Source organism: Myceligenerans crystallogenes (assembly GCF_039529775.1).
In the GTDB taxonomy this organism is placed as follows: Bacteria; Actinomycetota; Actinomycetes; order Actinomycetales; family Cellulomonadaceae; genus Myceligenerans; species Myceligenerans crystallogenes.
The window spans coordinates 299,116-322,193 of the sequence record NZ_BAAANL010000006.1; the positions used below are offsets into that span (position 1 = coordinate 299,116).

20 protein-coding genes are annotated in these 23,078 nt (G+C 72.5%); 7 read left to right on the forward strand and 13 right to left on the reverse strand.

All coding sequences use genetic code 11. The annotated features are described in order from the left end of the window. Nucleotides 1-71 precede the first annotated feature (71 nt). The 6 genes from ABD208_RS15905 to ABD208_RS15930 form a co-directional block, all read right to left on the reverse strand. Entirely contained in the window at nucleotides 72-1,451 is a 1,380-nt protein-coding gene (locus tag ABD208_RS15905) for a SufS family cysteine desulfurase (RefSeq protein WP_344104730.1), read from the reverse strand. Between the two features lie 36 nt (nucleotides 1,452-1,487). Further along, nucleotides 1,488-2,258, reverse strand: a complete 771-nt coding sequence (sufC, locus tag ABD208_RS15910; protein ID WP_344104732.1) for a Fe-S cluster assembly ATPase SufC — start codon at nucleotides 2,256-2,258, stop codon at nucleotides 1,488-1,490. A gap of 89 nt (nucleotides 2,259-2,347) precedes the next feature. After that, nucleotides 2,348-2,683, reverse strand: a complete 336-nt coding sequence (locus ABD208_RS15915) for a non-heme iron oxygenase ferredoxin subunit (protein WP_344104735.1) — start codon at nucleotides 2,681-2,683, stop codon at nucleotides 2,348-2,350. A 7-nt stretch (nucleotides 2,684-2,690) separates the two neighbouring features. Next, complete coding sequence (gene sufD, locus ABD208_RS15920; protein WP_344104738.1) at nucleotides 2,691-3,950, reverse strand: Fe-S cluster assembly protein SufD; 1,260 nt, start codon at nucleotides 3,948-3,950, stop codon at nucleotides 2,691-2,693. Between the two features lies 1 nt (nucleotide 3,951). Beyond that, nucleotides 3,952-5,394: a Fe-S cluster assembly protein SufB gene (sufB, locus tag ABD208_RS15925; RefSeq protein WP_344104740.1), complete on the reverse strand. Its 1,443-nt coding sequence runs from the start codon at nucleotides 5,392-5,394 to the stop codon at nucleotides 3,952-3,954. After that, nucleotides 5,391-6,143 (reverse strand): helix-turn-helix transcriptional regulator, encoded by a 753-nt coding sequence (locus ABD208_RS15930; RefSeq protein ID WP_344104742.1) that lies wholly within the window; start codon nucleotides 6,141-6,143, stop codon nucleotides 5,391-5,393. Before ABD208_RS15930 ends, sufB begins: the two co-directional genes overlap by 4 nt. 367 nt (nucleotides 6,144-6,510) lie before the next feature. Here ABD208_RS15930 and ABD208_RS15935 point away from each other — a divergent pair, with 367 nt between their 5' ends. The 3 genes from ABD208_RS15935 (at nucleotide 6,511) to ABD208_RS15945 (ending at nucleotide 8,099) form a co-directional block, all read left to right on the forward strand. Continuing rightward, nucleotides 6,511-6,753 carry a type II toxin-antitoxin system CcdA family antitoxin gene (locus tag ABD208_RS15935; RefSeq protein WP_344104744.1) on the forward strand — a complete coding sequence of 81 codons (243 nt, stop codon included), beginning with the start codon at nucleotides 6,511-6,513 and terminating at the stop codon, nucleotides 6,751-6,753. After that, on the forward strand, nucleotides 6,750-7,148 hold the full coding sequence (locus tag ABD208_RS15940) for a type II toxin-antitoxin system VapC family toxin (RefSeq protein WP_344104747.1): 399 nt from the start codon (nucleotides 6,750-6,752) through the stop codon (nucleotides 7,146-7,148). The genes ABD208_RS15935 and ABD208_RS15940 overlap by 4 nt, the downstream gene beginning before the upstream one ends. Nucleotides 7,149-7,211: 63 nt before the next feature. Continuing rightward, complete coding sequence (locus ABD208_RS15945) at nucleotides 7,212-8,099, forward strand: CPBP family intramembrane glutamic endopeptidase (protein ID WP_344104749.1); 888 nt, start codon at nucleotides 7,212-7,214, stop codon at nucleotides 8,097-8,099. Nucleotides 8,100-8,123: 24 nt separating this feature from the next. On the opposite strand, the gene ABD208_RS15950 is transcribed toward ABD208_RS15945, so the two are convergent. Both ABD208_RS15950 and ABD208_RS15955 read right to left on the reverse strand, forming a co-directional pair. Beyond that, nucleotides 8,124-9,074 (reverse strand): COX15/CtaA family protein, encoded by a 951-nt coding sequence (locus ABD208_RS15950; RefSeq protein WP_344104752.1) that lies wholly within the window; start codon nucleotides 9,072-9,074, stop codon nucleotides 8,124-8,126. 178 nt (nucleotides 9,075-9,252) lie between these two features. Then, nucleotides 9,253-10,866, reverse strand: a complete 1,614-nt coding sequence (locus ABD208_RS15955; RefSeq protein WP_344104754.1) for a S8 family peptidase — start codon at nucleotides 10,864-10,866, stop codon at nucleotides 9,253-9,255. Nucleotides 10,867-11,034: 168 nt separating this feature from the next. On the opposite strand from ABD208_RS15955, the gene ABD208_RS15960 reads away from it, so the two are divergent. The 4 genes from ABD208_RS15960 to ABD208_RS15975 all read left to right on the forward strand — a co-directional run bounded on the left by ABD208_RS15960 (nucleotide 11,035) and on the right by ABD208_RS15975 (nucleotide 14,908). After that, nucleotides 11,035-12,021 carry an ABC transporter ATP-binding protein gene (locus ABD208_RS15960; RefSeq protein ID WP_344104756.1) on the forward strand — a complete coding sequence of 329 codons (987 nt, stop codon included), beginning with the start codon at nucleotides 11,035-11,037 and terminating at the stop codon, nucleotides 12,019-12,021. Then, the gene (locus ABD208_RS15965; protein ID WP_344104759.1) at nucleotides 12,018-12,791 is read left to right on the forward strand and encodes an ABC transporter permease; all 774 of its coding nucleotides are present in this window, start codon (nucleotides 12,018-12,020) and stop codon (nucleotides 12,789-12,791) included. Before ABD208_RS15960 ends, ABD208_RS15965 begins: the two co-directional genes overlap by 4 nt. A 119-nt stretch (nucleotides 12,792-12,910) precedes the next feature. Continuing rightward, the gene (locus ABD208_RS15970; RefSeq protein WP_344104761.1) at nucleotides 12,911-13,798 is read left to right on the forward strand and encodes a serine/threonine-protein kinase; all 888 of its coding nucleotides are present in this window, start codon (nucleotides 12,911-12,913) and stop codon (nucleotides 13,796-13,798) included. A gap of 126 nt (nucleotides 13,799-13,924) precedes the next feature. Then, the gene (locus tag ABD208_RS15975; protein ID WP_344104763.1) at nucleotides 13,925-14,908 is read left to right on the forward strand and encodes a hypothetical protein; all 984 of its coding nucleotides are present in this window, start codon (nucleotides 13,925-13,927) and stop codon (nucleotides 14,906-14,908) included. 85 nt (nucleotides 14,909-14,993) lie between these two features. Here ABD208_RS15975 and ABD208_RS15980 read toward each other — a convergent pair whose 3' ends face one another. The 5 genes from ABD208_RS15980 to ABD208_RS16000 form a co-directional block, all read right to left on the reverse strand. Next, nucleotides 14,994-17,501 carry a glycoside hydrolase family 48 protein gene (locus ABD208_RS15980; RefSeq protein ID WP_344104765.1) on the reverse strand — a complete coding sequence of 836 codons (2,508 nt, stop codon included), beginning with the start codon at nucleotides 17,499-17,501 and terminating at the stop codon, nucleotides 14,994-14,996. A gap of 174 nt (nucleotides 17,502-17,675) precedes the next feature. Beyond that, entirely contained in the window at nucleotides 17,676-18,467 is a 792-nt protein-coding gene (locus tag ABD208_RS15985) for an NUDIX domain-containing protein (protein WP_344104767.1), read from the reverse strand. Between the two features lie 4 nt (nucleotides 18,468-18,471). Continuing rightward, nucleotides 18,472-20,157, reverse strand: a complete 1,686-nt coding sequence (gene pyrG / locus ABD208_RS15990) for a CTP synthase (protein ID WP_425561118.1) — start codon at nucleotides 20,155-20,157, stop codon at nucleotides 18,472-18,474. A 124-nt stretch (nucleotides 20,158-20,281) separates the two neighbouring features. Further along, the gene (gene murJ / locus ABD208_RS15995; RefSeq protein WP_344104769.1) at nucleotides 20,282-22,009 is read right to left on the reverse strand and encodes a murein biosynthesis integral membrane protein MurJ; all 1,728 of its coding nucleotides are present in this window, start codon (nucleotides 22,007-22,009) and stop codon (nucleotides 20,282-20,284) included. Continuing rightward, nucleotides 21,961-23,007, reverse strand: a complete 1,047-nt coding sequence (locus ABD208_RS16000; protein ID WP_344104772.1) for a hypothetical protein — start codon at nucleotides 23,005-23,007, stop codon at nucleotides 21,961-21,963. The genes murJ and ABD208_RS16000 overlap by 49 nt, the downstream gene beginning before the upstream one ends. Nucleotides 23,008-23,078 lie beyond the last annotated feature (71 nt).

Below are 23,078 nucleotides of genomic sequence, written 5' to 3' on the forward strand. Positions count from 1 at the left end.
TGTCGAGAAGTCGGCCCCTCGGGGGGCCGACCGCACGGACATCCGGCCGACCGCTCGACCTCGGACCGAATTCACTCCGCTCCGAAGAACGCTCGGACCCCTCCCAGAGCTTCCCGGAAGGCGATGACCTCGTCCAGGGTCGTGTACACACTCGCCGAGGCCCGCGCCGTCGCCGCGATGCCGAACCGGCGGTGCAGCGGCTGCGCGCAGTGGTGACCCACCCGCACCGCGATGCCCTGGTCGTCGAGCACCTGGCCGACGTCGTGCGCGTGCACGTCGTCCACCACGAACGAGACGGCCGCGACCCGGTCCGGCAGCCCGGCGTCCGGGCCCGCCTCGGCCCCGAGCACGCCCACCGTCGTCGGGCCGATCACGCGGATGCCCGGGATCTCCGCGATCCTCAGGAGTTCCGCGGCCAGCTCCGCCTCGTGGGCGGCGACCTTGTCCATGCCGAGCTCGCGCAGGTAGTCCGCGGCCGCGCCCATGCCGACGGCCTGCGCGACCATCTGCGTGCCGGCCTCGAACTTCTGCGGCGGCGGGGCGAACGTCGTCGACTCCATGGTCACCACCTCGACCATCGAACCGCCCGTCGGCACCACCGGCAGCGCCTCCAGCAGCTCACGCCGCCCGTACAGCGCGCCGACGCCGGTGGGCCCGAGCATCTTGTGCCCGGAGAACACCGCGAAGTCGACCTCGAGCGCCGGGAGGTCCACCGGCAGGTGCGGCACGGACTGGCAGGCGTCCAGCACGGTCAGCGCCCCCACGGCCCGGGCGGCGGCGACGATCCGGGCCACCGGGGCCACGGCCCCGGTCACGTTGGACACGTGCGCGAACGCCACGACCTTGGTCCGCTCGTTGATCAGCGGCGCCACCTCGCCGGCGGGAGCCCCGGCGCCCGACGGCGCCGCGGACAGAGCGGACAGGTCCAGCCGTCCGTCCTGTCCCACCGGGATCCACCGCAGGGTCGCCCCGGTCCGCGCCGCCAGCTCCTGCCAGGGCACCAGGTTGGAGTGGTGCTCCGCCTCGGTGATCAGGATCTCGTCGCCCGGGCCCAGCGCGAAGCGCGCGCCCGCCGCTCCCCCGCGGCCCAGGGTCGCGTTCTGCAGCCCGGTCGCCACGAGGTTGATCCCCGCCGTGGCGCCCGGGACCCACACAATCTCCCCGGCCGAGGCCCCCACCAGCGCGGCCACCTGCTCCCGCGCCCGCTCGAACGCCTCGGTCGCCTCCTCCGCGAGCGCGTGCGCGCCGCGGTGCACGGCGGCGTTGCGTTTCTCGTAGAAGTCAACCTCGGTGTCCAGCACCACCTGCGGCTTCTGGGACGTGGCCGCCGAGTCGAGATAGACCAGCGGTTTCCCGTCCCGCACCGTCCGCCCGAGCAGCGGGAAGTCCGCCCGCACGGCGGTCAGCTCAGCGGCCGTGAAGGCCGGGTTACCTGCGTCGATCGTGGTCATGATCTCTCCTCGGCGGCTCGGCGTGGCGGGACGGCGTCAGACCGACGCCGGCGCCGTCTTGCCCACGTACTTGTCGTAGCCCTCTTCCTCCAGGCGCTCGGCGAGCTCGGGCCCGCCCTCCTCGGCGATCTTGCCGTCCACGAACACGTGCACGAAGTCCGGCTTGATGTACCGCAGGATCCGCGTGTAGTGCGTGATCAGCAGCACGCCGACCTCGGTGTTCTCCTTGGCCCGGTTGACGCCCTCGGACACGACGCGCAGCGCGTCGACGTCGAGGCCGGAGTCGGTCTCGTCGAGGATCGCGAAGCGCGGCTTGAAGAGCTCCATCTGCAGGATCTCGTGGCGCTTCTTCTCGCCGCCGGAGAAGCCCTCGTTCACGGAACGCTCGGCGAACGCCGGGTCCATGCGCAGGTTCTCCATCGCGCCCTTGACCTCCTTGCCCCACGTGCGCAGGGCCGGCGCCTCGCCGGAGATGGCGGTCTTGGCGGTGCGCAGGAAGTTCGCCACGGACACGCCGGGCACCTCGACCGGGTACTGCATGGCGAGGAACAGGCCGGCGCGGGCGCGCTCGTCGACGGACATCGCCAGGACGTCCTCGCCGTCGAGCGTGACGCTGCCGGAGGTCACCGTGTACTTGGGGTGGCCCGCGAGCGCCGACGCGAGCGTCGACTTGCCGGAGCCGTTCGGCCCCATGATCGCGTGGGTCTGGCCGGACGCGATGGTCAGGTCGACGCCGCGCAGAATCGGCTTGGGGCCTTCCTTGGTCTCGACACTGACGTGCAGGTCGCGGATCTCGAGGGTGGACATTCGCTTCTCCATGTTGGTGCGGAAGTTCGTGTGGTTCGCCGACGACGGCGGTCGTGGCGGAGCTGTTCTTCTGTGTGCGGCCGGCCGGGTCAGGCGGGTCCGTCGATGTCGACGAGCACCTTGTCGCCGTCGACCTGGACGGGATACACCGGAACGGGCCGGATCGCGGGCAGCTGGACGGGCTGGCCGGTGCGGACGTCGAACTGCGAGCCGTGCAGCCAGCACTCGACGAGGCAGCCCTCGACCTCGCCGTCGGACAGCGACACCTGCCCGTGCGAGCAGATGTCGCTGATCGCGTGGAACGCGCCGTCCGCGTCGCGCACGAGCGCGACGGGGACGGGCGCTCCGTCGGTGCCGTCGAGTTCGACGAGCATGGCCTCCTCGGGCGAGAGGTCGTCGACGAGGCACGCGGTCTGGAAGGTCACGCGGTCATCACTCCGAGTCGGTCGCCGTGTCGTGCGACGACGACTCGCCCGTGATGACGCTCATCGACTTCTCCAGCTCGGCCTCGATGGACGCGATGAGCCGCTCCTCGACCGACGCGACGCCGATCTCCTGGATGAGCTCGGCGAAGAAGCCGCGCACCACGAGGCGACGGGCGTCGGTCTCGGGGATGCCGCGGGCCATGAGGTAGAAGAGCTGCTCGTCGTCGAACCGGCCGGTCGCGGACGCGTGGCCCGCGCCCTCGATCTCGCCGGTCTCGATCTCGAGGTTCGGCACGGAGTCCGCGCGCGCGCCGTCCGTGAGGACCAGGTTGCGGTTGAGCTCGTACGTGTCGGTGCCCTCGGCCTCGGCGCGGATGAGCACGTCGCCCACCCACACCACGTGCGCGCCGGTGCCCTGCAGCGCGCCCTTGTAGGTGACGCGGGACTTGCAGCGCGGCACGGCGTGGTCCACGAAGAGGCGGTGCTCCTGGTGCTGGTCGGCGTCGGCGAAGTACAGGCCGACCATCTCGACCTCGCCGCCCTCGGCGGTGAACTCGGCGTCGGGCGTGATGCGCACGACGTCGCCGCCGAACGTCACGACCACGTGCTTGAGCTTGGCGTCGCGGCCGATGCGGGCGCGGTGGCTCGCGGTGTGCACGGCGCCGTCGGCCCAGTCCTGGACGGTGACGACGGTGAGCTGCGCGCCGTCGCCGACCTCGATCTCGACGGTCTGGTTGAGCGTGGCGACGCCGGCGTGGTCGATGACGACGACGGCCTCGGAGTGGCGCTCGGCCTTGACCAGGACGTGCGCGACCTCGGCCGAGGACGCGGAATCGCCGTCGAACCGCACGGACGTGACGTCCGAGGCGACCGTCTCGGCGGGCACGGTGACGACCGTGGCCTGCGCGAACGCGTTCCACGCCGTGACGGCGGTGCGGTCGCCGGGCGTGCCGGCCTTGCCGAGCCGGGCGTCGTCGCGCGCGACCGTCTCGACCGTGACCTCAGGGGCCGTCGCGACGGTGACCCGGACGCCGGAGCCGTCGGCGCCCGCGGTCACCAGGCCGGTGTCGAACAGCGGCTGGATGCGCGGGACCGGGGAGAAGCGCCACTCCTCCTCGCGGCCGAGCGGCACGGGGATGTCGTCCAGGGAGAACGAGGTGAGGCGCTCGGCGCGGCTGCCCTGGGGCTTGCCTCCGATGCCGTGCGAGTGGGCGCCGTCGGCCACGGCGCGTGAGTGATCTGTCGTCAGATCGGTGGTGGCAGTCATATCAGCCGACGGAACCTTCCATCTGGAGCTCGATGAGGCGGTTGAGCTCGAGGGCGTACTCCATGGGCAGCTCGCGCGCGATGGGCTCCACGAACCCGCGCACGATCATGGCCATCGCCTCGGTCTCCTCCATACCCCGGGACATCAGGTAGAACAGCTGGTCCTCGCTCACGCGGGACACGGTGGCCTCGTGGCCCATGGACACGTCGTCCTCGCGCACGTCCACGTACGGGTACGTGTCCGAGCGGGAGATCTGGTCCACGAGCAGCGCGTCGCACAGCACGGTCGAGGCGGAGTGGCTCGCGCCCTCCAGCACCTGCACGAGACCGCGGTACGACGTGCGGCCGCCGCCACGGGCGACGGACTTGCTCACGATGGACGACGACGTGTGCGGCGCGGCGTGCACCATCTTCGCGCCGGCGTCCTGGTGCTGGCCCTCGCCCGCGAAGGCGATGGACAGCGTCTCGCCCTTGGCGTGCTCGCCGAGGAGGTAGATCGCCGGGTACTTCATGGTGACCTTGGAGCCGATGTTGCCGTCGACCCACTCCATGGTGGCGCCCTCGGCGGCCGTGGCGCGCTTGGTCACCAGGTTGTACACGTTGTTCGACCAGTTCTGGATGGTCGTGTAGCGCACGCGCGCGTTCTTCTTCACGACGATCTCGACGACCGCGCTGTGCAGCGAGTCGGACTGGTAGATCGGGGCGGTGCAGCCCTCGACGTAGTGCACGTACGAGCCCTCGTCCGCGATGATCAGCGTGCGCTCGAACTGGCCCATGTTCTCCGTGTTGATGCGGAAGTAGGCCTGCAGCGGGATCTCGACGTGCACGCCCGGCGGCACGTAGACGAACGAGCCGCCCGACCAGACGGCCGAGTTCAGCGCGGAGAACTTGTTGTCGCCGGCGGGGATGACCGTGCCGAAGTACTCCTGGAAGAGCTCCGGGTAGTCGCGCAGGCCCGTGTCGGTGTCGACGAAGATGACGCCCTGCTGCTCCAGGTCCTCGCGGATCTGGTGGTACACCACCTCGGACTCGTACTGGGCCGCGACGCCCGCCACGAGGCGCTGCTTCTCCGCCTCGGGGATGCCGAGCCTGTCGTACGTCTCCTTGATGTCGTCCGGCAGGTCGTCCCAGGAGGTCGCCTGCTTCTCCGTGGAGCGCACGAAGTACTTGATCGAGTCGAAGTCGATCCCGGACAGGTCGGAGCCCCACGACGGCATCGGCTTCTTGCCGAACAGGCGCAGTGCCTTCAGGCGCTGCTTCGTCATCCACTCCGGCTCGTTCTTGAGCGCGGAGATGTTCCGGACGACGTCCTCGTTCAGGCCGCGCCGGGCCGACTGACCGGCAGCGTCGCTGTCGTGCCAGCCGTATTCGTAGGCACCGATGGAGTCGATGATCTCGTCATCTGTCCGCTTGTCGGTGCGCTCAGTTTCCGTGGGTGCGCTCATCGTGTTCCTTCGGTGGTGGTTGTTCCCTGAGGAAGGTCCGTGCCGCCGGGAATGCCCAGCGGGATGTTGGTGGTGCAGGCGTGCGCGCCGCCCGCGATGGTCGCCAGGCGCTGCACGTGCGTGCCGAGGAGCTCGGTGAACGCGCGTGCCTCCGCCTCGCACAGCTCGGGGTGCTCCTGGGCCAGATGCTGCACGGGGCAGTGTCCCTGGCAGAGCTGCACGGCGGGGACGACGCCGGGCCCCGGCCGCGCGGACGCGGCGTACCCGTCGGCGGTGAGCAGCTCGGCGAGGCGCGCGGTCCGATCGGCCGGGCCGGTCGCGTCGAGCTGCCGGGCGTACCGGCGCACGACGGCGTCGAACCGCTCCCGCGCGAACTCGGCCACGGCCGCGTCGCCGCCGTGCGCGCGCAGATGACGCAGCAGGGAGGCGGCGATCTCCTCGTACCCGCCCGCGAGCTCCGACTGCCCGCCGTGCGTGACGACGTAGTGCCGCGCGGGCCGGCCGCGCCGGGCCGGGGTGGGCTGCCCCTCGTGGACCTCGATGCGCCCCTCGTCCTCCAGCAGCGTGAGGTGCCGGCGCACGGCCGGGGCCGTGAGCCCGAGCGTGGAGGCGAGATGCGCGGCGGTCACGGGGCCGTCGGAGGCGACGAGCTCGAGAACGCGACGCCGGGTGGTGCCGTCGGTCTCGTGCGGGTGCGACGAGAGCACGGGCGTGTGGTGCCCGACGACGTCGGCTGCCTGCGTGCTCATCTCACCTCCTGCGTGGCTCACTACGGGAAACGCTGCGGGCCCCAGCGGGCCCGGGCGGCGAGGACGCCCTGGCAACGCTACGTTCCTGGTCCCTCGAACGCTTTACGGAACATCCTTGTTCCCTAAATCCCGGTTGGCAAGGAAGGCGACCCTCAGAAGCGGACCGATCGAGGCGAACGTCACACCGGGACGGCGGAAAGCCGTGACGGCCACCGCCACCCCGGTTTCGGCGCGACAGGCGAACGATTTGCTTGTACTGTCATCTGGACCTGACGTCGAGTACCCGAAGGGAGTTCGATCGACCATGACGACGATGCTGCCCCGAGTGAGCCGTGATCCTGCGGCCATACCGGAGTATGGTAGCGATATGGCGACGAAGAAGGTGACGATCACGATCCCGGAGGAGCTGCTCGAAGCCGCCCGGGGGCTGACCGACAACATCTCCGGGTTCGCCGCGGAAGCGTTCGCCGAGCAGATCCGGCGCGAACTCCTGGCCGAGGAGATGCGGCGGTACCAGGCGGAGTACGGCGAGTTCACGGAGGCTGAGCTCGCGGAAGCGCGACACCGCCTGTTCGGTACGCCGGACGAGTCGACGGGCCGTGCCGGATGAACAAGGTCTCGACTCTCGTCCTCGATGCGGAGGGGCTTTCTCGCTGGATCAGCCGGGATCGCGCGACGACGTCGCTGATCGAGGAGGCACGGCGAAACGGCGTCCGGCTCGTCGTCGGTGCGAACACGATCCCGGAGGTCACGCACGCCAAGACAGATCGCGCCCGGCTCCGGTGGCTGCTCGCACAGGTCAAGGTCGTTCCCGTGTCGCAGGACGCGGCGAACCACGCTGCCGACCTCCTGGCGCAAGCCGGGATGCACGGGCACCAGCACACGATCGACGCGACCGTCGTCGAGGCGGCCCTCCGGCAGACGCCACCCGTCACGGTGCTCACCTCCGACCCGAAGGACATCGGCAAGCTCGCCGACGGGCAGGTGCGGGTCATCCCCGTCTGATCCGGGGCGGAGCCAGGGCTGTCCCCGATGCCGGGAGCGACGCCGGTCCGTACGTTGAACGGCGTGAACCCACACCAGTTCCAGCAGCGGGAGTTCCAGCAGCGGCCCACCGCGGCCCCACGGACCGCGTCACGGTTCTTCGGGCTCTACGTCCTGATCGTCATGGCCGCGGTCGTGGCCGCCACGGCGCCCGTGCTGTTCGGGGCGGACGCCACGTATCTCGGCGTCGTCACGCCGTTGTTCATGTGGGTGCCGGCTGCGACGGTCCTGCTCCTGCATCTCGTGTTGCGACCGCGCGGGCCTGATGGCGAACGACTCCCGTTGTTCCGGACGGCGGCGCTGCCGCTGCGTCCGGTCCGGCCCGTGGTATTCGGAGCCCTGGTGATCACAGCCGGGCTGTGCTTGCTGCCGGTGGTGACGATCCTGGCCGGAGGTGCGATCGGCGTGATCGACGTCGGCGCGACGCCGGAGGCGACGGCTCTGATCCCGTTGATCGTTCCCACGGTGATCGTCCTGATGGTCTCCACCCTCGGCGAGGAGTCCGCGTGGCGCGGCTATCTGACGACGTTGCTCGGCCCCCGGGGTTTCTGGGGCACGACCCTGCTGATCGGCGGGCTGTGGGCGCTGTGGCACCTGCCCCTGACGGGCGCGTACTGGATCGCCGGGGACATGGCGGGCCGGGAGGTGCTCACCACGACGGTGAACCTGTTGCTGGCCGCGGTCGCCCTGAGCGCGTTGCGCTTCATGACCGGCAGCGTCTGGCCCGCCGTCCTGGGCCATGCCCTGCACAACGCCCTGCTGCAGTTCGCCTACTCGAACTTCATGACCCCGACCCGCGAACTGTCCGACGCCGCCTACTGGACCTTCACGGCGGTGGCCTGGACCATGTGGATCGTGCTCGACGCCGTCCTGGTCCTCCTGGCACACCGCCGCCCGAACTCCCGGGTGTGACGAGGGTTCGCCCCGGTGCGCGCGTCACCGGACGCGCGTCGTCAGCACCACCCGGGTCGATCCCGCGATCAGCAGCGCCGCGCCGAGCATGTGCAGGCCGACCAGCAGGGCCGGCAGGCCCGTGAAGTACTGCACGTACCCGATGCCGCCCTGCGCCAGGGTGATGGCGGCCAGGAGCCAGGCCGCGCTGCGGGCGCGCGGCACCGCGGCGTCGTCGTCGGACGCGCGGTACAGGACGACGACGTACGCGGCGAGCGCCAGCAGGAACGCCCAGACCGCGGCGGCGTGCCACTTCGAGAGGAGGTCGGGGTCGAGGGCGAGGCGGTAGCCGACCTCGGCGTCGCCGGAGTGCGGGCCCGCGCCGGTGGTCAGGACCCCGAGGACGACGACGACGGCGGTGAGTGCGGCGAGCGCCCAGGCCAGCAGCCGGGCGGTTCGCGGGACGACGACGCGGGGCGCCGCGTCTCCCTCGCCGTGCCGGTGGACCAGGTAGAGGGAGAACGCCACCAGGGTCGCCGAGACCCCGAAGTGCAGCGACACCCAGCCCGGGTGCAGGTCCAGCAGCACGACGATCCCGCCGATCACGGCCTGGGCGACGACGCCGAGGCCGGGGACGAGGCCGAGCAGCCGGTACGCCCGGGGGCGCGTCAGGTCCGTGATCATCACCAGGAACACCGCGAGCGCGATGATGCCCAGCAGGCCGGTGAGCGTGCGGTTCCCGAACTCGATGTACGGGTGCAGGGTGGTCGCCTCGTGGAACTGCGGCGTGAAGTGCCCGGGCTCGCACTCGGGCCAGGTGGAGCAGCCGAGGCCGGACTCGGTGAGGCGCACGGCGCCGCCGGTCACGATGATGCCGATCTGCCCGGCGAGGTTCGCGACCAGGATCGCGGCGGTCCAGCGGCGCAGGGGGGCCAGGAGCCCCACGATCCGGGCGGCGGTCCCGCCGGAGGGGCGCAGGGTGTCGGGCGTGCTCACCCGACAACCGTAGTCCTCGCCGGCGTGCGTCCCGGTCCGGGACGGCGGCCACCGGACGTGGGACCGATCACGTCACCCTGCCAGGAAACCCGGGGCGGCCGGTCGTCTGTCACGACCGACCGTCCCGGTGTGTCAGGCCCCGCTCAGGCCCGATGACTTCCCCGGATCGGGGAACGGCTCACAGCGCCAGGGTCCAGGAGTCGATGTACCCGACGTCGGCGCTCGCGGCGTCCCGCACCCGCAGCTTCCAGGTCCCGTTCGCGGTCTCGCCGGTCACGCCGGTCGTGTAGGTGGTGTGGATGTCGTTGGCGCTGCCGCCGGAACGCGACTGCAGCGTGTAGGCCGTGCCGTCCGGCGCCACCAGGGAGACGACCAGGTCGCCGATGTAGGTGTGGACGATGTCGACCGAGACGGTCGCGGTGCCGGCGGTGCCGCAGCCGGACAGCGTGATCGGCGACTCGACGGTGGCGTTGTCGCTGATCGTGTAGTTGCCGGAGTTGGTGCCGGAGCAGGTGGGATCGGGGTCCGGCGGCTGCGTGCCCGTGCCCGTGTACAGCAGCTTGTTGGGCGATCCGGTGCCGGGGTTGGTGACGACGTTGCTGGTCGCGTTCGCGACCATCGTGTCGCGCACCTGCTGCGGCGTGTAGCCGGGGTTCGCCCCGACGATGAGCGCCGCCGCGCCGGCGACGTGCGGGGAGGCCATCGACGTGCCGGAGATGGTGTTGGTGGCCGAGGTGCCGGTGTGCCAGGCCGAGGTGATGCCCGAGCCCGGGGCGAAGATGTCGAGGCACGTCCCGTAGTTCGAGTAGGACGCGCGGGCGTCGGTGCTCGTCGTGGCGCCGACGGTGATCGCCGTCGGCTCGCTCGCCGGGGACTTGGTGCAGGCGTTCGTGGTCTCGTTGCCGGCGGCGACGGCGAACGTGACGCCGTCGGCCACGGCCGCGGCCACCGCCTGGTTGACGGCCGTGGAGGCCGAGCCGCCGAGCGACATGTTCGCCACCGCGAGCTCGCCCGCCTGGTGGTCGGCCGTCACGAACTCGATGCCTTCGATGACGCCGGCGTTGGTGCCGGAGCCGGAGCAGTTGAGCACGCGGACGCCGACGAGCGTCACGCTCTTGGCGACGCCGTAGGCGGTGCCGCCCACCGTGCCCGCCACGTGGGTGCCGTGGCCGTTGCAGTCGGTGGCGTTGCTGTCGCCGTCGACGGTGTCGGTGCCGTGCACCGCGCGCCCGCCGAAGTCGGAGTGGGTGGTCAGGATGCCCGTGTCGACGATGTACGCGGTGACGCCGGATCCCGAGCTCGCGTACGTGTAGGAGTTGTCCAGGGGCAGCGCCCGCTGGTCGATGCGGTCCAGGCCCCACGACGGCGTGGGGGACTGCGTCGCCGCGACGGAGACGCGCTGGTTCTGCTCGACGAACGCGACCGCCGGGTCGGCGGCCAGCTCGGCGGCCTCGGCGGCGGACATCCTCGCGCTGAACCCGCGCACCGCCTTCGTGTACGCGCCCTCGACGCTCGCCCCGTACTTGCCGGCGAGACCCTTGGCCTTGGTCCTGACCTTGCCCGCCGGGACCTGGGCGTCGTCGAGCACCACGATGTACTCGCCGGGGATGGCGTCGGCGGAGCCGGCGCCGAGGATCTGCGCCTTGTCCGCCGCGGGGGTGACGGCGCCGGCCGCGGGTGTGGCCAGAGCGGGGGTGACGAGGAGCGCGAGACCGGCGGCCGCGGCCGCCCAGCGTCGCGCCGTCCGGCCGTGGTGGTCGCCGGGCCTCCTGCTCGTGAAACGTCGCTGCATGGCAGCCTCCCTGGTATGGGTTAACGGTGGGTCAAGTTTATGGATTCATCCAGCCAAATCACAGGTAGCCGGACACGTCAAAGAAGTCATAGCAGTCACATATGGGATGAAAATCTGGATTAATCCCCGGGATGCGACCCACCCGCCCCCGAGCCCTACGATGAGGCGGTGAATTCCTTCCCGCCGGTCACCGGCGGTCCGGCCGTCGAGGTGCGCGGCCTCGTCAAGCGGTACGGCGGCCGCGTCGTCGTCGAGCACCTCGACCTCGACGCCGCGCCCGGCGCGGTCACCGCCGTCCTCGGCCCCAACGGGGCCGGGAAGACCACCACCGTCGAATGCTGCGAGGGCCTGCGCGTGCCCGACGGCGGGACCGTGCGCGTCCTCGGGCTCGACCCCGCCGTCGACGCCGCCCGCCTGCGGCCGCGCGTCGGCGTCATGCTGCAGGACGGCGGGCTGCCGTCCGGCGCCCGGGCCGGCGAGGTGCTCCGGCACGTCGCCGCCATGTACGCGACGCCGCGCGACGTCGGCGAGCTCGCCGAACGGCTCGGCCTCGGCTCGTTCGCGCGGACCGGCGTGCGGCGGCTGTCCGGCGGGCAGCGCCAGCGCCTGGCCCTGGCGTGCGCCGTCGTCGGCCGCGGGCAGGTCGTGTTCCTCGACGAGCCGAGCGCCGGGATGGACCCGCAGTCGCGCCGCGCCGTCTGGGACCTCGTCCGGGAGCTGCGCGACGACGGCGTCGCCGTCGTCCTCACCACCCACCTCATGGACGAGGCCGCCGACCTCGCCGACCAGGTCCACGTCGTCGACCACGGCCGCGTCATCGCCGCGGGCAGCGTCCCGGAACTCCTCGCCACGGGCGGTCACGGGACGACGACCGGCACCTGCGTGCGCGTCGAGGCGCGCCCCGGCCTCGACGTCGAACCCCTCGCGAAGTCGCTCGCCGGGAGGGCACCGGCCGGCGGGACGGCGCAGGCCGGCTGGACCGTCGCCGAGAGCGAGCCCGGGGTGTACGTCGTCGACGGCCCCGTCGACCCGGCGACGCTCGCCGTCGTGGCCGGGTGGCTCGCCGACGCCGGGGCGCTCGCCCGGTCCGTGACCACCGGCGGCCGCACCCTGGAGGACGTGTTCCTCGACCTGACCGGGAGGCATCTGCGATGAACGACGTCGTCGTCCCTGACGCGACCCACGCCGCCGCACCCGCGGCACGGCGGATCCTGACCCAGGCGCTCTTCGAGACGCGGACGCTGCTGCGCAACGGCGAGCAGCTGCTCGTCTCGATCATCCTGCCCACGCTGGTGCTGATCGGGATGGCGACCGCGCCGTTCCTCGGGTTCGACCCCGGCGACGCCAGCCGGATCGACTTCACCGCGCCCGGGGTGCTGGCGCTCGCGGTGGTGTCGAGCGCGTTCACGTCGCAGGCGATCGCCACCGCGTTCGACCGGCGCAACGGGGTGCTGCGCCTGCTCGCCACGACGCCGCTGGGCCGCGGCGGGCTGCTGGCCGGGAAGGCGCTGGCGGTGCTGGGGGTGCTGCTGGTGCAGGTCGTGGTGCTGTCCGGGGTCGCCGTGCTGCTCGGCTGGCGCCCGGATCCCGCCGGGATCCTGCCCGCCGCGGGGATCCTGCTGCTGGGCACGGCGTGCTTCACCGCCCTGGCGATGCTGCTGGCCGGCACCGTCCGGGCCGAGGGCGTGCTCGCCGTGGCGAACCTGGTGTGGATCCTGCTGGTGGTGGGCGGCGGCCTCGTGGTGCCGCCCGACCGGCTCGGCCCGGTCGGCCCGCTCGCCGCGGCGCTCCCGTCCGGCGCCCTCGGCGACGCCACCCGCGCCGCGCTGCTGGACGGGGCCGTGCCGGTGGCCCCGGTGCTGATCCTGCTCGGCTGGACGACGGCGCTCACGCTGCTGGCGACCCGCTTGTTCCGCTGGTCCTGAGCGGCCGCGCACCGCAAGGCAACGACTCCGCATCGGGCGTGGCTGTTTTGGAAGGCATGTCCGACACCGGCGGTACCCTGGTCGAGCCTCAGAAAGTTTGAACGATCCAGCGGAGCACCATGACCGGAACAACCGGCGGACCCGGCGAAGAACGCCTCGTCCGCCCCGAGGATCTCGCGGCGTTCACCAAGGACGCGCGATCCGCCGACGCTCGGTCCGACGACGCCCCGGGCTCCGTCTGGCCCGTCGTCACCATCGCGTTCGCCACGGCCGCGTCCTGGATGGCGGTGGTGCTCACCTTCGCCCGCATCGGGTTCGACCCCGATCTGCTCGCCTTCCACACCGAGAACGTGCCGTGGGTGCTGGTCACCGTGGGCACGCCCGCGACGCTGACGATCGCGGCCGGCGCCGCCGGGATGCACCCGTCGCACCGCTTCGCCGCCGCGCTGCGCGGCACCGCCGCCGTGATCGCCGGGGCGCAGCTCGTCACGCTGGCCGTGATCGCGGTGATCCAGGGCGCCCGGGGCGCCCGGGCGGTCGTCGTGACCGAGACGGTCCTCACCTCGGTCACCGTGCTGCTCGCCGCCGGCGCGATCGTGCTCGGGTTCCTCGGCGCGCGCGAGCGGTCGCGGGCCGCCCTGGGCGGGCGGTTCACCGTGGCCGGGCTGGCCGCGGTGACGGCGGGCCAGGTGGTGCTCGCCGCGGCGACCGTCGCGCGGCAGCCCGACGTCGAGTTCTACGTCATCTCGCTCGCGATCAGCGCCCTCGCGCCGCTCGTGTCGCTGACCGCCCTGTGGCTCGTCTCGCGCACGAGCACGGGCCTGGTCCGGATCGGCGCCGCGACGCTCGTCGTCCTGGGGGTCGTCGCCGTCGGCTCGCTGGCGAACGTGTTCATGGTGGGCCTGCCCGGCTCGTCGGTGCCGCTCCAGTCGGTCCAGGTCGCGCTCTACGCGGGGGCCGCGGTGGCCGCCGCCCTGGCGGCGCGCGACGCCGCCGGCCGCGCGTGAGGCCCGGCGTCGCCGGGCGGGCTCGCGGGTGAATTCGTGCCTGCGAAACGGACCGACCGGGTGACTTCGCCGCAGATGACAGCCGCCGGGTTCAGCCGGACGCCCTGCCTGCAGTAACCTTCCGCCGTGACCAGCGAACCGGACATGCTTCCCCCCGTCTCGTCCCTGCCCGCGTGGCTCGTGCCCTCCGTCTACCTGAACTGGTCGGAGGACTGGCTGCGCGAGGCGGTCGCCGTCGCCACGGGGACCAACGAGCACCTGCTGCCGCGCGGCGCCGACGGCCCGCAGCGGGGTGACGTCGTGGTCACCGTCGTGGGCTCGGACCCGGGTGTCATCGCGTCCGTGGAGCTCATGGGCGCCACGCAGGGCGAGGACTGGATCGCCGACGACGCCTTCGGCCCCGACAAGCCCGTCCTCTGGGACGACCTGTTCAGCGGCGCCTCGGCGTACGCCCGCTCGTCCGGCTGGCTCCCGCAGGAGCACGCGCGCCTCGTGCTGGACGGCATCGCGCACCAGTTCCGCAACGGAGCGTCCGGCACCCTGGAGCCGGGCGACTGCGAGACCGGCCAGCTCTCCCCCAACCTGCACGTGCTGCGCATCCTCGGCCACCGCACCATCACCGGCCGCGAGATGAACACCGAGGAGCGCTGCAACTCCTGCGAGCAGTTCGTGGGCGTCACGGAGCTGCGCCCGCACGACGACGGCGCCCGCGCCGCCGCCGAGTCCGGCGCCGTGCGTGAGCTGGCCCGCCTCATCTCCGACACGCACCTCGTGTGCGACCCCTGCCACGAGCTGCTGCACGGCCACTCCGTCGCCGCGCAGCGTGCCCGGATGCGCCCCGCGTGCCCGTCCTGCCACTCGCGCGGCACCGCCAAGCGCATCATCTGGAACGAGACCATCCACGACGAGATGCGGCTCGACCCGGACGTCGTGTACGGCGGCTTCGACGTGCCCGTCCCGACGCCGGAGTGGTACTGCCCGCAGTGCCACGCGAACTTCGCCCTCGGCGTCGTCGGCACGCGCGCCTTCGGCTCCGGCGCGTCGGTCCCGCTGCCGCCGTCGGACCTCGACGTGGCGCCGCCGGTGGAGTCGTCGGTCCCCGAGATCTGATCCGGGACGGCCGCACACGAGACGGCGGCCCCCCACCGGTGCCGGGCACTGGTGGGGGGCCGCCGTCTCGTGTGCGGTCAGGACATCACGGAGTGGTGCACGTGACCGGGACCGACGACGGCGGGGTGCCGTTGCCGAGGAACCCGAACTCCGCGGTGCCACCCGCGCCCAGGTTGCCGTTCCAGTTCAGGTTCGACGCCGTCACCTGGGACCCGGACGCGCTGAACTGCGCGTTCCAGCCCTGGGCGAACGTCGACGAACCGAGGCTGAACTGGGTGCGCCAGCCGGTGATGGGCGAGTTCGCCCGCACCTTGACCGAGGCCTGGTAGCCGCCGCCCCACGAGCTGACCACGGAGAGCGTGGCCGTGCAGGCGCCGGCCTGCGTCGGCGTGACCGACGGGGACGGGGAGACCGAAGGCGACACCGAGGGCGTCGGCGACACGCTCGGCGTGGGCGACACGGACGGCGAGACCGTCGGCGTGGGCGTCGGGCTCGGGTTCGTGCCCGGGTCCGCGATGAGCCGGTCGTAGTCCGCGTACGCCGTGGCGATGGCGGTCTGGGCCCAGAACCGGTGGTACCGGAACTCCGGCGCCTCGCCGCCGTCCAGGTACGCCTGCACCTTCGGCCAGTCCGGGTCGTTCTTGTAGAACGACCGGATGTCCAGGAAGCTGACGCCCGGCTTGACGATGTCGCCGTTCGGCATGTCGCCGGTCCAGCCGTTCGGCACGTAGATGCCGTCGCCCGTACCGCCCGCGTAGACGTCGTCGAACCGCTTGTAGTCCTCGCGCTTCTCCACGGTGGAGACGCCCTTGGAGTCGACGTTCTGCGCCCAGATCGCGTCGAGCAGCGCCTTGGCCTCGTCGGCCGCGGCCTGGTCGCCGGCCTTCGCCGCGTAGTAGATCAGCGTCCGGGCCAGCGCACCGGCGACACCGACGTCCTGGCCGTGGGCCGTGACCTCGACGTGCAGGTTCGTGTTCGGCGCGGGGTTCGTCGCGTTCCACGTGTTCGGCGCGCCCGACCACTTCAGGGTCGACGGCACCGACCACGAGGTGTCGGTGACGGTGATCTCGTCGAGCACCCACGGCACCCACTTGTCGAGGATCGCCTTGGCGCGGGCGTTGCCCGTCTCGTGGTAGAGCTGCGCGACGCGCTCGACGCCCCAGCCCTGCATGCCGATCCACTGGTTCGACGGCGGATCGTGGTAAACGGGCTTCTCGTCGTACGCCATGCCGTAGAACGTCGGCGTGCCGGCCGGGTGCGACTTGTAGGCGCCGCCCACGGAGTTGGTCGCGCCACCGGCGATGCCGCCCTCCTCCGACTGCAGCCACTGGTAGAACTCGAGCTGCCGGTCGACGCTCTTGGCCCAGTCGTCCTTCGCCGTCGGCGAGGTCGGGATCAGGTTCGGGTCGTTCGACAGGGCGTAGGCCGCCATCGGGTTCTGGTAGCCGAAGTGCGCGTGCGACGAACCGATGCGCCAGGCCCACGGGCCGGACGTGTCGAGCGCGCCGCCCCAGGCGTAGTACCAGGACAGCAGGTAGTGCATCGAGCTCTTGCCGTTGCCTGCCGGGCACGACGTCGACTGGCAGTTCGGCTCCTTGTAGTACTTGTCGAACATGGCGTACCGGAGGTAGTCACCCATCTTCGACGCCTTGTCCACGGTGCCGGAGATGGCGCTGGACTTGCCCTGCTCGGCGGCGAACTTCTGGGCCCAGTACACGGCCTCGATCGCACGGGCGTCGGCGTCGGGCGCGTTGGTGTACTTCCACTGCTTCGCGTAAGACGCGTCCTTGGTGAACAGGTCGAGGAAGCCGTTCGGGCCGCCGTACGAGAAGTCCTCGATCGACGGCTGCGGGATCGTCTCCATGACGGACTCCTGCGGCCCGCGCTGGAACGTGTTGATGTAGCTGGTGCCCTTGTACGACGGGCCCTGCAGCGTGGACTTGCCGGGAGCGGCGCCGAAGCCGTACACGTTGTCGACGTCGGCGAGCCAGTGCATGCCGTAGATGTTCGACGTGCCGTACGCGCTCTTCAGCTCGTTCGCGATCGGGTCGTTGCCGACCGAGACCCCGGTGTCGAGCTGGGACGGGTAGAGGCTCGGGTGGTCCGCCTCGCCGGCGTACGTGGCCGGGGAGGCCGGGTTGTACGCGCCGTTGGTCGGCTGGTTCTCCTGCGTGGGGATCATGTACTTCTCGAGGGTCGTCCAGGCGTTGTTCAGCGGCGCCCAGTCCCCGGTGACCTCCCCGTAGGAGGCCTCGAGCCAGATCCAGAACGAGTACGCCTCGGACGTGGTCTCGTGACCCCAGTCCGGCGCCTCCGCCATCAGGGTCTCCACCGCGTGGTAGGGGATGCCCTGGGCCGAGAAGTACCCGTTGGCCGGGTCCTTCATCTTGTCGTACATCTCGAGGAAGCGGTCCGCGTAGGGGCCCGCCATGGCGCGGGCCTCGTCGGCCGACGTCGCCGCCTGGGCCACGTCGGTCCGCGCGGACTCCGCGCTGGCGCCGGTCGCGCCGACAGTGGCGAACGCCACCGCAGCGAGGGTGCCGACGGCGACGGCGGACCTGCGCCATCGCCTCCGGTTCGGTTCTCGGGTCATTGCACGCCCTCCTGGGTAATGCGCCCGTCGGCGCACGCCCGCGACGATGCGGGCGCATGGAAGACGGTCTGGTGCGGCGGGTGCTCGCGGCAACGCCGTTAAGCGTTTCACGGCCCGCGCCCGGCCCGCGCCCGGCTCCGGCCGGCCCGCCGGGGAGAGCCGATCCGCCACCGATCAGTTGCGGCGGTACTCCCAGGGCGAGTCGACCGGCCGGACCGTGCGCCACGAGCTCGCCCGGCCGATGGCCGCGGCCAGGATGCCGGCGACGGAGGGACCGTTGTGCAGCCGGCCGGCGAGCGCCAGCGCCGCGGCCTCCTCCAGCGGGACGGGGACGGCGACCATGTCCGCCTCCTCGGCCTCGCGGGTGTGGCGTTCGTGCTCGGGGACGGGCGTGAGGTCGCGGGCGAGGAAGACGCGGACGGCCTCGTTGCTGCCGCCGGGTGTGGGCAGCAGGTCCAGGAGGACGTCCCAGCGCGCGGCGCGCACGTCGGCTTCCTCCTCCAGCTCGCGCGCGGCGGCGACGTGCGGGTCCTCGCCGTCGATGTCGAGCAGGCCGGCGGGCAGCTCCCACAGGTACGCGCCCACGGGGTGGCGGTACTGGCGCAGCAGCAGCACGTTGTCCTCGGCGTCGAGCGCGACGACGACCACGGATCCGGGATGGACCGTGTACTCGCGCCGCACGACGCCCGCCGTCCCGAGATCGACCTGGTCGACCGCCATGTCGACGACCCGGCCCTGGAACGGGATGTCGAGCCGCCGCGCGGGGCGCGGCGAGACGACGTCCGCGATGCCGAAGGCGGCCGACGACGTCGGCGCGGGGGCGGGCGGGGACGACGACGGCCCGGGCGCGCCACCGGGCCCCCAGCGCTCGGCGACCCGCTCGATCGGCGCCGTGTCCGGGAACCGGGGCTCGACGGGCTCGTACGGCTCGTACTGGCTCTCCGGCCCCGCGTTCAGGAGGTCCACCGGGTCACGCACCCTGGCGTTCGAGCGCGGCCGCGATGAGCCCGGCGAACAGGGGGTGCGAGCGGGTGGGGCGGGACTTGAACTCGGGGTGGGCCTGTGTGGACACGTAGTAAGGGTGCACCTCGGCGGGCAGTTCCACGAACTCGACGAGGGATCCGTCGGGGCTGGTGCCGGAGATGACCAGCCCGGCGGCCTCCAGCTCGCCGCGGTAGGCGTTGTTCACCTCGTACCGGTGGCGGTGCCGCTCGGCGACCCGCTCGGTGCCGTACGCCTTGGCCACCACGGATCCGGGCGCCAGGTGGGCGTCGTAGGAGCCGAGGCGCATCGTGCCGCCCAGGTCGCCCTCGCCCTCCACGATCGCCTTCTGCTCCAGCATGGTGGCGATCACGGGGTGCGCGGAGTCGGGCGTGAACTCGGTCGACGACGCGTCGTCGTACCCGAGCACGGTGCGCGCGTACTCGATGACCATGGACTGCAGGCCGAGGCAGATGCCGAGGGTGGGCACGAGGTTCTCGCGCGCCCAGCGCAGGGCGCCGATCTTGCCGTCGATGCCGCGCACGCCGAAGCCGCCGGGCACCAGGACGGCGTCGGCCCCCTCGAGGGACGCGCGCGCGCCCTCGGGCGTGCGGCACTCGTCGGCGGCGACCCAGCGGATGGTCACCTTGGCGTCGTTGGCGAAGCCGCCGGCGCGCAGCGCCTCGGTGACGGACAGGTAGGCGTCCGGCAGGTCGATGTACTTGCCGACCAGCGCCACCTCGACCGTGTTCGCGGGCCGGTGCACGCGCTCGAGCAGCTCGGCCCAGCCGTCCCAGTCGACGTCGTGGAACGGCAGGTCGAGGCGCCGCACCACGTACGCGTCCAGGCCCTCGCCGTGCAGCACGCGCGGGATGTCGTAGATGCTGCGCGCGTCGACGGCGTTGACGACGGCCTCGTTGTCGACGTCGCACATGAGCGCGATCTTGTTCTTCACCGACTCGGGGACCTCGCGGTCCGCGCGCAGCACGATCGCGTCGGGCTGGATGCCGATGCTGCGCAGCGCGGCCACGGAGTGCTGGGTGGGCTTGGTCTTCAGCTCGCCGGACGGGCCGATGTACGGCACCAGGGACACGTGCAGGAAGAACACGTTGTCGCGGCCGAGCTCGTGCCGCACCTGCCGCGCGGACTCCAGGAACGGCTGCGACTCGATGTCGCCCACCGTGCCGCCGATCTCGGTGATGATCACGTCGACGTCGCCCGACGCCTGGTCGCGCATGCGGCGCTTGATCTCGTCGGTGATGTGCGGGATGACCTGCACGGTGTCGCCCAGGTAGTCGCCGCGGCGCTCGGTGGCGATCACGGTCGAGTAGACCTGCCCGGTGGTGACGTTCGACGACGCCGGCAGCTCCACGTCCAGGAAGCGCTCGTAGTGGCCGATGTCGAGGTCGGTCTCGGCGCCGTCCTCGGTGACGAACACCTCGCCGTGCTGGAACGGGTTCATGGTGCCCGGGTCCACGTTGAGGTACGGGTCGAGCTTCTGCATCGTGACGCGCAGGCCCCGGGAGCGCAGCAGGCGCCCGAGCGAGGACGCCGTCAGGCCCTTGCCGAGCGAGGACGCGACGCCTCCGGTGACGAAGATGTGCTTGGTCACGGCGCTGCGCGAGCTGCGGTTCTGAGACTGCTTGAAGGACTGTCTGTTCAGGGGTTCGACCACGGAACTCCAGCGTACTCCCCCATCGGCGATCCGGCCGGGAAAACGGCGGGGTGCGCGCAGTAGCCAGAATCACACTCCGGTGTCAGCTGCCGTCACCTGCGGTTCGGCGCGGCGACATCCGCCGTCATCCCGCCGTTCCGCCGCGCTTCAGGTCGCGCAGCCGGGCCCGCAGGTCCGGTGTGGCGAGCAGCGCCACGCCGACGACGACGCCCGCCGCCACCAGCCCTCCGGCGAGCCCGCCGCCGAGCGCGATCAGGAGGTCCCCGAGCACGAACGCCCGTTCCCCGTCCGCGCCGACCCGGAAGAGGGGGTCGATCTTCCAGCCGTCCGGCTGCAGGAGGTAGGCGACCATGTGCCCGGCGAAGGCGCCCGCCGTCGTCCCGACCGCCAGGGCCAGCACCACGTTCCCCAGGCCCGCCAGGGCCGCCCGCCCGAGGTGCCGCCGGACCGCGACGATCAACGCCACGCCCGCGACGGCCATCCCGGCGGTCACGGCGAGGCCCAGCGCGGCCAGCACGACGCCGGGCTCCGCGCCGCCCCGGGCGACCACCCAGGCCCGCGCGCCGGACAGCCCGAGGGCCATGACGCCCCAGCCGGCGACGGTGGCGGTCACGGCGGCCCGGCCGTGATCCACCGCGTACAGCGCGCGCGACAGGTGCAGCACGAGCGCGTACCCGAGCAGGCCGGGCGCCATCCACTCCAGGGCCGCGGCCAGACCGGGCGCGTCGCCCGTGACGACGACGTCGAAGACCGTCTCCACGGCGGGCGCCGCGGCGATGAGGGCGGCGGCCCCGGCGGCGGCCACGACGAGCAGGATCCGGGTGGTGGAGGCCACGAGCGCGGCGAGCTCGTGGTGGCGCCGCGCGGCGGCGTGCTCGGCGAAGTGCGGGAAGGCGCTGGTCGCGATCGGGAAGGCGAGGACGGCGTAGGGCAGCAGCCAGACGTTGTACGCGTACAGCCAGGTGGTGTAGACCCCGAGATCGGTGCCGACCTTCATCACGACGACGAGCGCGAGCTGCTGCGCGATCAGCGCGCCCACGCCCGCGAACGCGAGGTGCGCGGCGCGGCGCCCCTCCCCGGCGGGGAACCGCAGGGTGGGCCGCAGCCTGAGCCCGGTGCGCAGGGCGGGGATCACGAGCGGGACCGCGAGCGCGACGACGCCCGCGGTGACGCCCCAGGCGAGCCAGTCCAGGGCGGCCGCGGAGAGCTCGGCGACGTCCTGCTCGCCGCGGCGGCCGGCCCGGGCCGCGAAGCCCCAGTAGACGCCGATGACGACGAGGCTGGAGATCAGCGGCGCGAACGCGGGCCAGAAGAACCGCTTGTGCGCCTGCAGGATCCCGCCGAGCACCACGGCGATCCCGTAGACCGGCACCTGCACCGCGAACACCCGCAGGAAGGAGGCGGCGACCTGGGTGAGCGCGGGGTCCTTCAGGTCGAGCCACCCGGCGACCGGCCCGGCGAGCAGGGCCATGAGCACGGCGACCGGGACGAGCACGACGAGGGTCCAGCCGAGCAGCGCCGAGGCGGAGCGGGATGCCTGATCCCGGTTGGCCGCGGTGCCCTCGGCCGTGAACGCGGCCCGGCTCAGGGGCCCGGACACGAGCGGCACGACGGCGCCCGCGAGCGCACCGCCCGCGGCCACCTCGAACAGCACGTTGGGCAGCAGGTTGGCGGCGTTGAACGCGTCGGTGAAGTCGCCGTTCCCGGCGAAGTACCCCTGCGCGAGCCACCGCCCGAACCCGACGACCCGGCTGGCCAGCGTGACGAGCGTGACCAGCAGGGCAGCCCGCGCGAGCCCGCCCTTCACCTGGCGGCACCGGGCGGCCGGGAACGAGCGATGCCGGGCGACCACGAGGTTTCCGCCGGCGACACTCGGCCGATGCCCGGCAAGCTCGTGGTCGCCGGGCGTACCTCGTTGTCCACGGGGCGTCTGCCGAGCATGTCGATGCGGTTCAGCCAAGGGGTCTCGCGGATGACCCTCGAGAAGCTGACCTTTTCGGATGCCAGGGTGAGGCCGACGACACCCGCGAGGGCGGCGATCCGTACCGGCCGCGGCGCGCCGAAGGCGATCTGGCTGCCCACGAGAGCGCCGAGGGCGTTGGCGCCGCCGTCGCCGAGCATGTCCCGCTCGCCGAGATCGGCGGGGGCGGCGGCGAGCCCGGCGCCGAGCAGAGCCCCGGTCAGGGCCCCGGTCCCGGACCCGGCGGCCTGCCCCGGGCCGGACCCGAATCCTGCCGGGCCGGGCGCGAACCCCGCGGCCACGCTCGCCAGTGCCGCCGCCTTCAGCGCGCGTCCCGGCCGCAGGTCGAACAGGTTCATGAGGTTCGCGGTCCCCGCGATGAGCGCCCCGTTGATCGCGACGTCGGCGAGCCGCCCCGGCCCGCTCCCCCGGCCGGGCGCTCCCGGCGTCCTGCCGGGCGTCCCCGCGGCGGCCGCCAGCAGCGCCGCCCCGCCGATCCCGAGCACCTTGAGCCCGCCGGTGGTGACCTGCCCGCGCGCGAGCGCCCCGAGGTGCCCGCGCAGGCCCTTGGCTGCGGTCGCCTGGTCCTCGGCGACGTCGTCGACCACGCCGAACGCGCCCGCGGCCGCCGTCGCGAACGCGACCGGCCCCGCGGCGGGGCCGCCCGCGGCCACCGCGCCCGCCACGAGGCCGGCGGCCACGGCCGGGCCCTCCAGCAGGCTGATCGGCTCGCCGCGGTGGTTGGTGCGCGTCCACGCCTCCGGCGTGGCGACCCGTTCGTGGACGCGCTTCAGGGAGCCGTCCCGGACCGCCTGGTCGAGGCGGCGGCGTGCCCAGGTCGTCGTCGCACCGGCGACGAGGCCCGCGACGACGAACCGCAGCGTTCCCATGTGTGTCTCCCCTGTTCTCGCGGATCTTGCGGGACCGCCGGCCGGATCGCGTGCCCGGAGGCACGCACCGG